Below are 13423 nucleotides of genomic sequence, written 5' to 3' on the forward strand. Positions count from 1 at the left end.
ACATACGCATCAATCCGACTCGGTCGATTGCGCGACGCTAAGACCCGCCTTCATAGCCGGCAATTAAATTTGACATAGTCGTTCGATTGCTTGGCGCGATCGACAGGCATTCACAGGCCGGGACGCCCGCGTGGCTATTTCGCAATTTCCTCGAGAATCAGCCGGATTTCCGCAAGCGGTCGCCGGCTTTCATCGAAGAGCTCCACCGACATCATATTCAATGGTGCAGTCGGCAGGCCTTCGGCGGCCATCTCCGCGAGAACGCGCCGCGCCTCCGCTTTGGCAGCCTCGATAGAGTCGAAATCATATCCCGTCTCGGTCGCCCCGGCACCATCCCGATCGAAGAGCTGAAAGTAGAATTTCGGCACAACACATCCCCCGCTAGATGACCCTAACGGCCCGGAAGCAAACATGTTCCGCCGGAACGGCTGCAATGCGTGTCGTCAGAAGGTGCCGGCTTCCGGAGAGGCCATTTCCTCGATGCCGTCGACGCGATCGGGATAGAAGGCGAGATGGTCTTTTATGTTGATGACCGCGGCGTTCGGCGCCTCGTAGGTCCAGACGGCATTCTTCGAGCGGTCGCCGCCCGCAATGATGCTGTAATAGGAGGCAACGCCCTTATAAGGGCAATGGCTGGTGTGGTCGGTGCGCTGAAGCAGCGACATATCCACATCCCTCCGCGGAATATACTGCACCGGCGGATAGGAGGCCTCGCGCAGCGTCAGTGCGTCATGGGTATCGGCGATGGTCTTGCCGCCAAGCGTGACGACGACACGGGAGGGATTGTGCTCGACCGTGATCGGATGGTCCGGCCCCGGAATCTTGATCGACTTGTCTGACATGGTGGTTCGTCTCCAGGAGATATCGGCCCCATGGAGATAGGGCGGCCATGCCGCCGGCCCAAGGCCTCGAATGCCACCTTCGTTTAGAATTCGAAACGCGGCGATTCCACGCTCAGCACCGCCGTTTTGGGTGCCACCGGCCAATGCCCCGCGAGCGCATCCGCAACTGTGGCGACCAGCTTCCCCATATCCTCACCGGCGGAAACATGCAGGGCCTCCGCAACAATCAGCACCGAGCGCGTCGTCTCCCGCACGGCCGAAAGCCCGCTCTGCCGGTTCGTCCAGCGCCGCGCATGCGCGTTTCCCGCACCGTCTGCGAAGATCACCTCGTCCGGCTCCGGATGTTCGATTTCGCCAGCGAAGGTCAGATAGGTCTCGTCACCCCTGGCTCGCCGGACTTCGAGATCGCCGGCGATCTTATCTCTGTCGAAGACGGCGACCGGAATGGCGAAGGCGAGTGAAACCGCATTGCAGAGATCGATGAGCGGATGCAGGCGCGGCAGCGCATGTTCCTGGCGGAAGCGGCGCAGCAGCGCCTCGGACGCGCAGCGATATTGTGTCGGCTTCAGCCCCATACGGGAAAAGCCGCGCCGCCAAGCCTGGATTTCGGGGAATTCGCCTTCCTGGGCTTTGGCCAGCCGGGCCTCGGCAATCGCGCTGAAGCCTGCGATCGCCGCCTCGACATCGGCATCCGCATCGATCCCTTCCGCATGAAGCGTGCCGGCGCGAAGCTCCGGAAAGGCCTGCCATATGGCATCGGAATGGCTGAACTGCATGGTCTATCTCCCTCCGGCAAGTTTCACGGTACGGCTCCCGGCAAAGGCAAGCCCGAGCACGGCCGCAAACACGCAGGCGATACCGGCGATCTGGCTGAACCCGACCGGCTCTCCAAGGATGACGAAGGCAAGCATGACGGCGGAAACTGGCGCAACCGCGGTGAAAAGCGCGGCTTCCGTACCGCTCACCCTTTCCGCCCCCGCATACCAGAGCAGAAATCCGCCGACGGTCGGCACCAGCGCATAATAGACGACGGCGGCGACAGCGCTTCCGGAAATACCATCTGCGAAAGGCGCTTCGAAAATAGCCGGGATGACGGCAACGATGAAGCCGATGCCGGCCATCAGCGTCGACTGGGCAAGCGGCGCAATCTCCGTCTTCAGTCTTTTGTTGAGCAGGATGAACAGCCCCTCGCAGACGACGGCCAGGAAGATCAGCGCATTGCCCAAGAGCGAGCCTCCGGCGGCATCCGGCGTGACAGCGATCGACAGCACGCCTGCCGTCGCAAGCGCCACGGCAAGAAGCAGGGCACGCTGCGGCCGTTCACGAAGCAGCAGGATGGAGATTGCGGCCGACACCACCGGCAGCGTGCCGATGATGACACCGGCATCGGCCGCCGAGGTCAGGCTGAGGCCGGAGATCAGCAGCGTCGTATAACCGACGCTGCCGGCCCCGGCCTGAATGACAAGGATGAGGCGGTCCTCTCTGGAGAGTTTCGGCAGCCGCGCGCCGGTCGCCCACATCAGCACGAGAAAGACGGGAAAGGCAATGGCGAAGCGCAATGCGGTGGCGCTGAACGGCGGCAGGCTTGAGGCGATGAGTTTGCTGGCAACGACCGTGCTTCCCACAGTCAGCATGGCCAGCGCCAGATAGACATACCCTTGAACCTGCCTCGACATTCAGCGTCTCCTGTTGGATGCGCCGAGAAAACAGCAGGAGCCTGTCGAGGTCTTGAATGAAATTGCAGGCTTAGCGAGATCAGAGAAAGGCGCCGGCATAGAGACGCGGCGACAGACCGTATTTGCGCACGAAGACACGCGTCATGTGGCTTTGGTCGGCAAAGCCGCTGGCAAAGGCCGCTTCCGCAAGCGGCATGCCCTGAGCGATCAGCCGCCGTGCGATATGGATGCGGGCCTGGACGAGATAGGCATGCGGCGTCAATCCGGTCGCCTTGGCAAAACCGCGCAGCACCTGGAAGCGGCTGAGCCCGCTTTCCCTGGAGAGATCGGCGAGCGAGACAGCGGCAAGTGGATCATCGTCGATCAGGTCTCGCGCCACGCGGATCGACGCCGGCACCAGTGGTCGCTCTTCGGTACCAGAGCACTCCCGCATGACGTCGGCGACGAGTTGCAGAAGCAGTTCCTCGCAGAACAACCCATCCGCCGCCCTGCCGCCGGTCACCGCACCAAACAGCGTTTCGAAGCGGCCGGCGATCGCCGCATTGCGGATGACAGGATGCGGGATTTCCGATCGCCCTGCCCCGCTTTCGCTGATCTCTCGCGACAGACCAGTGACGATGGCGGGATCGAAATAGAGGATGCGCCATGACCGCCCCTCGCCGATCGGCGCGCCGTCATGCACCTCGTTCGGATTGACCGTGATGATGTCGCCGGCCTCGGCCTCCACCATGCCGCGGCCGCTGAGCGATGACTGAGCACCGGCGGAAATCAGGCCGATGCCGAATTGCTCATGGGTGTGGCGCGCGAAGCTGTGATGCGTTTCCGCTTCCACCGCTTCGACGCCTGATAACCCCGAGCGCAACATCCTGAACTGCTTTCTCGCCATCATCCGTCCGCAGGTCCGATCGCCGGATACTGCCAGCCGCAGTGAGATGACGCAATCGTGGCGGCCAGACTGGGCTGCCTAGAAGAACTCGTCGAGCAGTTGATAATAATCCAGCCTTGCCGGATCCGTGGCCGGCATGCCGTAGCGATCAAGGAAGGGCTGCACCAGCGCCTCGCCGAAATTGTGGGCAATGCTGCGGCAGGCGAGCGCGATATCCTGATAACGGTCGGCGACGCCGAGCCGGCTGCAGTCGATATAGCCCGAAAATCCCTCTTCCGACGCGATGAAATTCGGCAGGCAGGCGTCGCCATGGGTAACGACGATATCCTCGCCGTCCGGCCTCTGGCGCTCAAGTTCGGCAAACAAGGCCTCAGCACTCTTTCCAAGCCGCGTCTCGTCAAAATCGGTCTCGTCGACGATGCCGGCCTGCACCCGCGCTCTTGCCGCCGCGATACGCCTCTCCAGCCGATGATCGAACGGGCAGGATGTGATCGGCAGGCGATGCAGGTCAAGAAGTGCCGCAGCCAGCAGTTCAACCCGCGCAAGCGGCGTCAGCACCGGTGCGCTGGCGAGGTCACTCCCGGGCAGCGCGCTGATCAGCAGCCGGTTGTGCACACCGTCGCTATCCTCTGCAATGACACCAGGACAGGACAGACCGGAAGCCTTGACCCAGCGAAGCCTGGCTGCTTCGTCAGCGAGTTCGCCGAAATCACCGACCTCTTCGACCTTCAGATAAAGCGTCGGCAATCCGAGAGCTTCCAGCCGGAAGACACTTGCGGCGGAGCGGCCGAGCGCATCCCGTTCGAACCGGTAACCGGCCAGACGGGCGTCAAGCACGCCCGCCGACGGCGGTTGATCCTCTTGGAAAATCGACATGATATCTAGGCCATTGATGCTGGCGAATTATCCCGACAAGGCGAGGCACTGCATGCGGCGGAATCGCTCTGCACACATTGCCAGACCGAACGGGCCTCTGCGACCTTAATGAACGGTTTCGGCGGGCGCGGCTTCGAGAAGGATTTCGAAAGCCTCTTCCAGAGCAGCCACCAGAATATCGGTCAGCTCGTCACCCTTGTTCTCCAGGAACACCGCGCTCACGGCTTCGTCCTGACGCTCAAAAAAATGCTCAATCTCGTTCGACATATCATTGTCCTCTTCTTCACCGGAATCATCACGGCCATGAGAAGAGGCTAGGTGCGGTTCCTTGCGCGTGGCTTGTAGTGAAGCTCACCGATGCTCAGCGTCGCCCATTGGATAGTGATAGCGCGCCCACTCACTTTGAGGGATTACATTCCCGACACCAAATTCAAACGATACAATCTTCGTCGCGTTGTCATTCACTTCGCAGCTGAACGTCAATTGGTGCAACTTCTGACCGTCATAGAACGCGCTTCCCTTAAGCGCGAGGAAATTGCCATTCGGGAGCTCGTATTGAGGCACCTCAATAGTATTGGGATCATATGCCGCAGACGAATGAAGAAGCTGTTCTCTGAGCTCGCTCCAGCAAAGCCGACCGCCTCGCGTTGAACGGGGCAAGTTGTTCATCGCCATCTTGACTGCGCGGTCTGAGACAAAGTCGTCGGTAAATAGCGTCTTCGCTTTCGTGAGCTTGTTCGATTCCTTAGCCTCGGCGTCTGGTGGCTTTGAGGAGGTTGTTGCCGTCGAATTCGTCGACGGCTTTGCCGGCTCGAAATTCGTCTTTGCCTCATCCTGTCCTGTGGCAGCCGGCCCGTTCTTTTCCGGATTGACCTCGGCAGTCTCGACCTCGGGAAGTTCGATATCTTGAGGAAGCGGATTCGCGGCAGGCATAGTCTCCGGAACCTCAGGCTTTTGGAGTTGCGGGGGTTCGATAGGCGGCGTTTCTTCGGGTTTTGGCTCAACGACCGGCGGTTTTGGTGCTTCTGCCTGCTGCGGTATACCCCGCTCGCTGTGTTCCGGCGCTGAATCCTTCTCGGCAAATTCGAAGACCGGGCGGGCGACACGTTGTGGCTGGGGAGCGACGGGCGCTTCCGGCACCTTCGCAGCTTTTGGCGGCGGAGGCGGAGGCGGAGGTGGTGGTGGCGGAGGCGGCTCCTTCTTGGCCTCTTCCGGTGGCTTCGGCTCCGGTGGCTTTTCCTTGGGCTCTGGCTTCTTCTCCTCCGGCGGCGGAACGAGCTCAACCTTCACGCTCTCGTCTTCAACAGGCTTCGGCTCGATCTTCGGCAACCCGAAAATCAGAAGAGCAACGATAGGAATATGCGCAGCAACGGACGCGACGACGCCCCAGCGGATTTCAGGCCGCTGCTTTCCCGTTTCGTGCTGCGCTTCCGCCGGTTCTACGTCTTCTTCTGTCACAGCAGCGATGTGGTCTCTAAAGCCGGCAGCATCAAGCCACAAAAGAAAAAAACCGCGTGATCGAGCAGCGATGAGGGTTATTGGTCGGCCGCGCCATCGTCGGCCACCAGATTGTGCTCCTGCCATTCATCTTGGGGAATGGCATCGCCGACGAGGAAGGCGAAGGACGCGACCTTGCCGGAGCCGGCATCGAGCTCACATTTGAACTGGATGTTGTACCACTTGCGTTTGCTGCGGAAGGCGCCGCCGCTGACCTCGACGCTGTTGCCGCTGACCTTCTCCGCCGCCATCGCATAGGGGGCGAGCACATCCGGCGCCATAGCCGGCTGCGCCCGGCGGACCTGCTCCAGCGCCTCGAGATCACAGAGCTGCAGATTGCGCTCGCTGCCGGCAAGGTCACGCAGTGCCTCGCGGGCGCGGCGGCTGCGTGGATCGGCAAGGAGCTTGTCGGAAAACAGCTGTCTTGCCTCGACGAATTCCGCCGGCTTTTGCACCGGCAAAGTAATCGGTGCCACAGAAGGCATTACCGCAGCTGGCGGATTATTTGTCACCGGCGCCGCCGGCTCGGCTTCGGGTTTTGCCGCCTCAGGCTTTGCCTGTTCCGGCGAAGGCGGCTTGGCGGGCTCTGGCATTTTCAGCTGTTCCACGGCCTGCGGGACGATCTCCACCGAGAGACCGTCATCCAGCAATGGCAGCGGCGGCTCCGCCTTCGGCAGCAGTAGCAGCAGAAGCAGGATCGCGATGACATGCAGTGCGAACGACGCCGCAGCGCCTCGCCGGATCCCGTCATCCCATGTGTCCGCCGCCAGTTCCATCGGTCAGGAAGCGGCTGTCGAACGACCGGTGACGATCATGAAACTGAGGAGCGCTTTCATCATGAGCTTGCCGAAAAGTCGGGCCGGAGCCTGCCGCGGAAATTGAAGCACGCCGCGACACTGCCAGCGCAGCGAGTGCTCCGCAACATCTAAGATCGACGATCTCCGGCTCCGGCTACCCGAGCGAGCCGATGAGATCCCGGTAGGCGGCCTCCGGGAATGCCTTCAGCGTCTCAGTGCGGACATTGCCGCCCATCGCCAGCGACAGGGTAAAATGCGCCATGACGGCGTCATCGGGCGCCTCGCAGACGGCGACCATGTCATGCCCGCCCATCGTCAGGTAGAATTGGTTGATGGAGCCTCCGACGCTGGTGAGCAATTTCTTCGCGGCATCGAGCCGTTTTGCCGAGTCGCGCACATTGCGGATGCCCTGATCCGTCCAATTGATCAAAAGAATGTAAGTGGTCATGTCGCACCTCCCAGAGCATGATGCCGAAGAGTGTGAGAGCTTTCCGGACAACGTCATGCTCTATTTTTCTGGCGTAGATCCAAATTCAGATTTTGGCCGGTCAAGCCTAAAATTATTCGGATCTAGGGAGGCTGGGTCATGCAGGTATACGTCGACCCTCGGTCGCGCGTTGCGATCGATGCCTTCCCCCGTGGCCGGATTATAGGCTTGTCACCGTGGAGGGACAAGAAAGGCGCAGGGATCATTGGTATTAATCAGGAAAAGTAAAAGCCGGGCGCGAAGCCCGGCTTTTCCAAATCAGAACGGTGTGGCCGAAGCCTTAGCTGTCGAGGAAGCTTCTGAGCTTCCTGGAGCGGCTCGGATGCTTCAGCTTGCGCAGCGCCTTCGCCTCGATCTGGCGGATACGTTCGCGGGTGACCGAGAACTGCTGGCCGACTTCTTCGAGCGTGTGGTCGGTGTTCATACCGATGCCGAAGCGCATGCGCAGAACACGTTCCTCGCGCGGCGTCAGCGAGGCGAGAACACGGGTCGTCGTCTCACGCAGGTTCGCCTGGATGGCGGCGTCGATCGGCAGCAGCGCGTTCTTGTCCTCGATGAAATCGCCGAGATGCGAATCCTCTTCGTCACCAACTGGGGTTTCGAGCGAGATCGGCTCCTTGGCGATCTTCAGGACCTTGCGGACCTTTTCGAGCGGCATGGCGAGCTTTTCGGCCAGTTCTTCCGGCGTCGGCTCGCGGCCGATCTCGTGCAGCATCTGGCGCGATGTGCGCACGATCTTGTTGATCGTCTCGATCATGTGCACCGGAATGCGGATCGTGCGGGCCTGGTCGGCGATCGAACGGGTGATCGCCTGACGGATCCACCATGTCGCATAGGTCGAGAACTTGTAGCCGCGGCGGTATTCGAACTTGTCGACCGCTTTCATCAGGCCGATATTGCCTTCCTGAATGAGGTCGAGGAACTGCAGGCCACGGTTCGTGTACTTCTTGGCGATGGAGATGACCAGGCGAAGGTTTGCTTCGACCATTTCCTTCTTGGCGATACGCGCTTCGCGCTCACCCTTCTGCACCATATGGACGATGCGGCGGAATTCCGAGATCGAGATACCGGTTTCGGTCGCCAGATTCTGGATTTCCTGGCGAATGTCGCGGATCGTCGTGTTTTCGCCCCTGGCGAATTCCTTCCAGCCGCGAGCGGCCAGATTGCCGATCGACTTCATCCAGTTCGGATCGAGTTCGGCGCCCTGATACTGCTCCAGGAAGGAGTCGCGCTTGACGCCGTAGGATTCGGCCAGACGCAGCAGGCGGCCCTCGTTGGAAACGAGGCGCTTGTTGATGTCGTAGAGCTGCTCGACGAGGGCGTCGATGCGGTTCTGGTTCAAGGACAGAGATTTGACGGCCTTGATGAGCTCATCTTTGAGTTCCTTGTAGCGGCGCTCCTGGGCAGTGGACAGCGTGCCGGAAGCCGACAGCCGCTGCTCGACCTGCTGGTCCTGCAGCTTGCGCAGCTTCTTGTAGGTCTCGGCGATCGTATCGAGCGTCTCCATCACCTGCGGGCGAAGCTCGGCTTCCATCGCCGCCAGCGAAAGGTTGGATTCGTCCTCGTCCTCTTCCTCCTCCTCGGGAGGCAGGCCTTCGCCGCCGACATCGGTGATGTCGTCGTCGCCGGAGCGGGCGCGACGGGTCTTTTCCTTCTCTTCTGCGAGCTTGCGATCGGCTTCGATCTTCTCCGGGCTCTGGAACTGCGGCGCAGCCTTGGCTTCAGGACCGGAATAGGTCGTTTCGAGATCGATGATCTCGCGCAGCAGCGTCGTGCCTTCGTTGAGTTCGTCGCGCCAGATGATCAGCGCCTGAAAGGTCAGCGGGCTCTCGCAGAGACCCGCGATCATCGTCTCGCGGCCAGCCTCGATGCGCTTGGCGATCGCGATTTCGCCCTCGCGGGACAGAAGCTCCACCGAGCCCATCTCGCGCAGGTACATGCGAACCGGATCGTCGGTACGGTCGGTCGGTTCTTTTTTCTTGGCGGTCGCAAGTGCCGTGCCGCTCGAAGGGGCGAGTTCGCCGCCTTCGCTCTCCTCGTCGCCGCCGGCGTCGTCGTCATCGCTGCCGCCGGAAGCACCGGCTTCCTCGGCTTCCTCGTCCTCGATGACGTTGATGCCCATGTCGGACAGCATCGACATCGTGTCTTCGATCTGCTCGGACGTCACTTCTTCGGACGGCAGGACCGCGTTAAGCTCGTCCATGGTCACATAGCCGCGCTTCTTGGCGGCCTTGATCATCTTCTTGACCGCGTCGTCGGAAAGATCGAGAAGAGGGCCGTCGCTTGCGCCGTCGCGTTCGACTTCCGCGTCTTCGTTCTCTTTGACCTTGGTTGCCATTTATATCGTCGCCTTCCTGACGCTATCCAATCTCGCTACGGTGAACGGGTTGTCTCAGGGCCTGACGCGCCGCACGCGCCGCCCTCGAATCACCTTTGCCCACCTAACGGGATGACATTTAAAGCCTGATTAACCACGATTACCGGCACCGGACAGCAAAGCTTTCTTGCTCTTGGATTTCCGGCCATGGTTGCGCGATCCGCCTTGACCCAGTTCACCATTCAACAAGTCGAACGGTGATTCCCACATTTTTTGTTCTCGTCAAGCTTTTCCCGAAAAAAAGCCCACAAAAATACGGAAAAAGCCTTATCCACAGGCTTTGAACCGCGGCAGCGATTGCGAACCCTTATTTAAGATGCGGCGAACAAAAGACAAGGGCAGCAAATATTTTGCCCGCCGCACCAGTCGTTTCCACCATTTTTGCAGTCACGCCGAGGAACTATTCGCCATTGCCTGACGGATATCGGCTAACGCGCCGCGCCGTCATACGCCTTCACCGTCAGCGCCCCGATATCGACCGCGGGAATGCAGCGCAGATTGATCGAAGCCATGGCCGCGCCGTTCGGACCCACGGCCTCGCCGAACGGCGCGATGCCGCAATTGGCGCAGAAGTGATGCCGAATGGCATGCCGGTTGAAAGTATAGGTCGAGACATTGTCCTCCGGCGTTGTCAGCACCAGTTTCTCGCGCGGCACGAAGGCGAGAAGTCCGCCGCGCCTGCGGCAAAGCGAACAATTGCAGTCGAGCGCCTCGGTGAATTCGCCTTCGACCTCGAAAGCCACATTGCCGCAATGGCAGCTTCCTTCATAGAGCATGTCGTCTCCTCACATCCAATCCATCACAACCTTGCCGGAATTGCCCGACCGCATCGCCTCGAAGCCGTCGCGGAAATCGTCGATGCCGATCCGGTGGGTGATGATGGGCGCGAGATCGAGGCCGCCCTGAACGAAGGCGATCATCTTGTACCAGGTCTCGAACATCTCGCGGCCGTAGATGCCCTTGAGATTGAGCATCTTGAAGATCACCTTGTTCCAGTCGATTTCGAAGCCCGCAGGCGCGATGCCGAGGATGGCGATCTTGCCGCCATTGTTCATCTTGTCGATCATATCGCGGAAGGCAGGTGCGGCCCCTGACATTTCCAGCCCGACGTCGAAACCCTCCGTCATGCCGATCGCCTTCATCACGTCGGCGAGGTTTTCCTTCGATGCGTCGACGACGTGATCGATGCCGAGCTTGTGCGCCAGCTCCAGCCGGTGCGGATTGATATCGGTGATGACGACCTTGCGGGCGCCGGATCGCTTGGCGACCAGCGCGCCCATGATGCCGATCGGCCCGGCGCCGGTGACAAGCACGTCCTCGCCGACGAGATCGAAGGAGAGCGCGGTGTGCACGGCATTGCCGAACGGATCGAAGATCGCGGCGATCTCGTCGGAAATATCATCCGGGATCGGCACGACATTGCTTTCGGGAATGCAGACAAACTCGCCGAAGGAGCCCGGACGGTTGACGCCGACACCGAGCGTGTTGCGGCAGAGATGGCCCCTGCCCGCCCGGCAGTTGCGGCATTTGCCGCAGACGATATGCCCCTCGCCGGAAACCCGCTCGCCGACATGATAGCGGGTGACCGCCGAGCCGATCTCGGCAATCTCGCCGGAGAATTCATGGCCAACCACCATCGGCACCGGAATGGTCTTCTGCGCCCACTGGTCCCAGTTCCAGATATGGACGTCGGTGCCGCAGATCGCCGATTTCTTCACGCGGATCAGCACATCGTTCGGCCCGACCTCGGGCACCGGCACATTCTCCATCCAGAGCCCGACTTCCGGTTTCGCTTTGACCAGCGCCTTCATCATGTTCGACATCAACGATATCCCGCCCTTGTTCTGGTGCTCGACTTTGCTATCCCCTCTTCTCCCCAGCGGGGAGAAGGTGCCCGTAGGGCGGATGAGGGGGCGGCACGGCACGCCGTCAATCTCAAATCACACCCAATTCCCGCCCTGCCTCGGCAAAGGCCGCAATTGCCCGCTCCACATCCGCCCGCGAATGCGCCGCCGACATCTGCGTGCGGATGCGAGCCTGGCCTTTCGGCACGACGGGGAAGGAAAAGCCGATCACATAGATCCCTTTCTTCAGCATCAGACCGGCCATATCCTGGGCGAGTTTGGCATCGCCCAGCATGACGGGAATGATCGGGTGGCCTTCGCCGGCAAGCGTGAAGCCGAGCTTGGTCATTTCGGTGCGGAAGAGATCGGCATTGTCCGAAAGCCGCTTGCGCAGGGCATCGCCGTTTTCGATGAGGTCGAACACCTTGAGCGAGGCGGCGGTGATGACGGGCGCCAGCGTGTTCGAAAACAGATAGGGCCTCGAGCGCTGCCGCAGCCATTCGACGACCTCCGCCTTGGCGGAGGTATAGCCGCCCGAGGCGCCGCCGAGCGCCTTGCCGAGGGTGCCGGTAATGATGTCGATCCGGCCCTCGACGCCGCAATGTTCCGGCGACCCACGGCCGTTCTTGCCGACGAAGCCGACCGCGTGGCTGTCATCGACCATGACCATCGCGCCGTATTTCTCGGCAAGATCGCAGACGCCGCCGAGATTGGCGATGATGCCGTCCATCGAGAAGACGCCGTCGGTGGCGACCAACTTGAAGCGGCTGCCTTCGGCCTTCTTCAGCTCCTCTTCGAGCGCTGCCATATCGTTGTTGGCGTAGCGGAAGCGCTTGGCCTTCGAAAGCCTGACGCCGTCGATGATCGAGGCGTGGTTCAGCGCGTCCGAGATGATCGCGTCCTCTTCCGACAGCAGCGTCTCGAACAGGCCGCCATTGGCGTCGAAGCAGGAGGAATAGAGGATCGTGTCTTCCATGCCGAGGAAGGAGGAGATGCGCGCTTCGAGCTGCTTGTGCTCTTCCTGCGTGCCGCAGATGAAGCGCACCGAGGCCATGCCGTAGCCGTATCGGTCGAGCGCCTGCTTGCCGGCCTCGGCCAGCTCCTCGTTGTCGGCAAGGCCGAGATAGTTGTTGGCGCAGAAATTCAGCACCCGCTCGCCGGTGGAAATCGCGATCTCGCCCGCCTGCTTGGAGCTGATGACGCGCTCGGATTTGTAGAGGCCGGCATCCTTCAGCGCTGAGATCTCGTTGCTGAGATGGGAGAGAAATTGCGAGGTCATGGACGGCCTTTCCCAGAGATTTCCGTTTGCCCGCCGGGTTAGCATATTGCCGCCGGCTTGTCTTCTCAGCGCTGTACCGAGATCAGCAGGAACATCGGCCGGTCCAGCTCCTCCGCCCAATCGGGATTGTCGCGCAATTCCTGATCGTTCGGGCTCCACTCCTCGACATAGTGAAGGGTAAAGCCCGCCGCAATCAAGGTGTTGAGCGTCGTGCCGAGCTTGCGGTGCTGCTTGACCACGCCCTTGGTGAGCCAGTCGGTGGTGCGCGGACCTTCGACGGAGTAGCGGTCGAGCGGCCAGATGCGCCGCCCCTCGGCATCGGCTGCCCAGGCGGGATTGGTCGGCGCCATGAAGACCGGATGCTCGATGGTGAAGACGAAATGCGATCCCGGCAAAAGCGCGCGATAGACCGTCGCGGCGAGACCGGCGAAATCCTCGATATAATGCAGCGCCAGCGAGCTGTAGGCGAAATCGAAGGAGGCTTGAGCAAGCGTGAGATGCTCGAGATCGGCGATCTCGTAAGTGATCGCTGCTTCAACTGTATCGGCCCTTGCTCTGGCGATCATCTTTTCCGAGATGTCGAGCGCCAGCACGCTTGCAGCACCCTGGCTCACGGCAAAACGCGAAAACCAGCCGAAACCGCAGCCGAGATCGACAACACGCTTGCCGGCAAGATCGGGCAGCAACGCGCGCACCGCCGGCCACTCCGATGCTCCGTCGAGCCCGTGCAAGGATCGTCTCATGCCGCTATATCCGGCGAAGAATTCCGGTCGGTCGTAGATATTCTGGGCCATCGGCGCTCCTCCCTTAAGAGCGGGAATACCATGCCCCCTCGCCCGATCTCAACGATCAGGCCGCGCAG

15 protein-coding genes are annotated in these 13423 nt (G+C 61.0%); all 15 read right to left on the reverse strand.

All coding sequences use genetic code 11. From position 1 onward, the window contains the following. Positions 1–134: 134 nt before the first annotated feature. The 15 genes from G9X67_RS07430 to G9X67_RS07500 all read right to left on the reverse strand — a co-directional run bounded on the left by G9X67_RS07430 (position 135) and on the right by G9X67_RS07500 (position 13355). The gene (locus tag G9X67_RS07430) at positions 135–368 is read right to left on the reverse strand and encodes a hypothetical protein (RefSeq protein ID WP_129419781.1); all 234 of its coding nucleotides are present in this window, start codon (positions 366–368) and stop codon (positions 135–137) included. A gap of 75 nt (positions 369–443) precedes the next feature. Beyond that, positions 444–842, reverse strand: a complete 399-nt coding sequence (locus G9X67_RS07435; RefSeq protein ID WP_138330452.1) for a DUF427 domain-containing protein — start codon at positions 840–842, stop codon at positions 444–446. Positions 843–925: 83 nt separating this feature from the next. Then, positions 926–1618 (reverse strand): phenylalanine--tRNA ligase beta subunit-related protein, encoded by a 693-nt coding sequence (locus G9X67_RS07440; protein ID WP_138330451.1) that lies wholly within the window; start codon positions 1616–1618, stop codon positions 926–928. A gap of 3 nt (positions 1619–1621) precedes the next feature. Continuing rightward, entirely contained in the window at positions 1622–2518 is an 897-nt protein-coding gene (locus G9X67_RS07445) for a DMT family transporter (protein ID WP_138330450.1), read from the reverse strand. 79 nt (positions 2519–2597) lie between these two features. After that, entirely contained in the window at positions 2598–3404 is an 807-nt protein-coding gene (locus G9X67_RS07450; RefSeq protein WP_138330449.1) for an AraC family transcriptional regulator, read from the reverse strand. Between the two features lie 78 nt (positions 3405–3482). Further along, entirely contained in the window at positions 3483–4280 is a 798-nt protein-coding gene (locus G9X67_RS07455; RefSeq protein ID WP_138330448.1) for an APH(3') family aminoglycoside O-phosphotransferase, read from the reverse strand. Between the two features lie 105 nt (positions 4281–4385). Next, positions 4386–4547 carry a hypothetical protein gene (locus G9X67_RS07460; protein ID WP_171598430.1) on the reverse strand — a complete coding sequence of 54 codons (162 nt, stop codon included), beginning with the start codon at positions 4545–4547 and terminating at the stop codon, positions 4386–4388. Between the two features lie 84 nt (positions 4548–4631). After that, positions 4632–5780, reverse strand: a complete 1149-nt coding sequence (locus tag G9X67_RS07465; RefSeq protein ID WP_138330447.1) for a DUF930 domain-containing protein — start codon at positions 5778–5780, stop codon at positions 4632–4634. A gap of 35 nt (positions 5781–5815) precedes the next feature. Next, positions 5816–6553, reverse strand: coding sequence for a DUF930 domain-containing protein (locus G9X67_RS07470; protein WP_138330446.1), 738 nt, complete (start codon positions 6551–6553; stop codon positions 5816–5818). A 175-nt stretch (positions 6554–6728) separates the two neighbouring features. Continuing rightward, entirely contained in the window at positions 6729–7022 is a 294-nt protein-coding gene (locus tag G9X67_RS07475; protein WP_003541605.1) for a GYD domain-containing protein, read from the reverse strand. Positions 7023–7341: 319 nt separating this feature from the next. After that, positions 7342–9399, reverse strand: a complete 2058-nt coding sequence (rpoD, locus tag G9X67_RS07480; RefSeq protein ID WP_018074040.1) for an RNA polymerase sigma factor RpoD — start codon at positions 9397–9399, stop codon at positions 7342–7344. Between the two features lie 467 nt (positions 9400–9866). After that, the gene (locus tag G9X67_RS07485) at positions 9867–10214 is read right to left on the reverse strand and encodes a GFA family protein (protein WP_138330445.1); all 348 of its coding nucleotides are present in this window, start codon (positions 10212–10214) and stop codon (positions 9867–9869) included. 9 nt (positions 10215–10223) lie between these two features. Beyond that, positions 10224–11261 carry an L-threonine 3-dehydrogenase gene (tdh, locus tag G9X67_RS07490; protein WP_138330444.1) on the reverse strand — a complete coding sequence of 346 codons (1038 nt, stop codon included), beginning with the start codon at positions 11259–11261 and terminating at the stop codon, positions 10224–10226. Positions 11262–11373: 112 nt separating this feature from the next. Then, positions 11374–12561 carry a glycine C-acetyltransferase gene (locus G9X67_RS07495; protein WP_138330443.1) on the reverse strand — a complete coding sequence of 396 codons (1188 nt, stop codon included), beginning with the start codon at positions 12559–12561 and terminating at the stop codon, positions 11374–11376. Between the two features lie 65 nt (positions 12562–12626). Next, the gene (locus G9X67_RS07500; protein ID WP_138330442.1) at positions 12627–13355 is read right to left on the reverse strand and encodes a class I SAM-dependent methyltransferase; all 729 of its coding nucleotides are present in this window, start codon (positions 13353–13355) and stop codon (positions 12627–12629) included. Between the last annotated feature and the right edge of the window lie 68 nt (positions 13356–13423).

Origin of the sequence: Rhizobium sp. WYCCWR 11152, assembly GCF_013087615.1 — a bacterium.
GTDB lineage: Bacteria > Pseudomonadota > Alphaproteobacteria > Rhizobiales > Rhizobiaceae > Rhizobium > Rhizobium indicum.

Excerpts from the sequence above, each read along its gene's own strand:
- tdh (WP_138330444.1), bottom strand. The coding sequence starts at position 11,261 with ATGTCGAACATGATGAAGGCGCTGGTCAAAGCGAAACCGGAAGTCGGG.
- G9X67_RS07495 (WP_138330443.1), bottom strand. The coding sequence starts at position 12,561 with ATGACCTCGCAATTTCTCTCCCATCTCAGCAACGAGATCTCAGCGCTG.
- G9X67_RS07485 (WP_138330445.1), bottom strand. The coding sequence starts at position 10,214 with ATGCTCTATGAAGGAAGCTGCCATTGCGGCAATGTGGCTTTCGAGGTC.
- G9X67_RS07475 (WP_003541605.1), bottom strand. The coding sequence starts at position 7,022 with ATGACCACTTACATTCTTTTGATCAATTGGACGGATCAGGGCATCCGC.
- rpoD (WP_018074040.1), bottom strand. The coding sequence starts at position 9,399 with ATGGCAACCAAGGTCAAAGAGAACGAAGACGCGGAAGTCGAACGCGAC.
- G9X67_RS07450 (WP_138330449.1), bottom strand. The coding sequence starts at position 3,404 with ATGGCGAGAAAGCAGTTCAGGATGTTGCGCTCGGGGTTATCAGGCGTC.
- G9X67_RS07440 (WP_138330451.1), bottom strand. The coding sequence starts at position 1,618 with ATGCAGTTCAGCCATTCCGATGCCATATGGCAGGCCTTTCCGGAGCTT.
- G9X67_RS07445 (WP_138330450.1), bottom strand. The coding sequence starts at position 2,518 with ATGTCGAGGCAGGTTCAAGGGTATGTCTATCTGGCGCTGGCCATGCTG.
- G9X67_RS07460 (WP_171598430.1), bottom strand. The coding sequence starts at position 4,547 with ATGTCGAACGAGATTGAGCATTTTTTTGAGCGTCAGGACGAAGCCGTG.
- G9X67_RS07470 (WP_138330446.1), bottom strand. The coding sequence starts at position 6,553 with ATGGAACTGGCGGCGGACACATGGGATGACGGGATCCGGCGAGGCGCT.
- G9X67_RS07455 (WP_138330448.1), bottom strand. The coding sequence starts at position 4,280 with ATGTCGATTTTCCAAGAGGATCAACCGCCGTCGGCGGGCGTGCTTGAC.
- G9X67_RS07435 (WP_138330452.1), bottom strand. The coding sequence starts at position 842 with ATGTCAGACAAGTCGATCAAGATTCCGGGGCCGGACCATCCGATCACG.
- G9X67_RS07500 (WP_138330442.1), bottom strand. The coding sequence starts at position 13,355 with ATGGCCCAGAATATCTACGACCGACCGGAATTCTTCGCCGGATATAGC.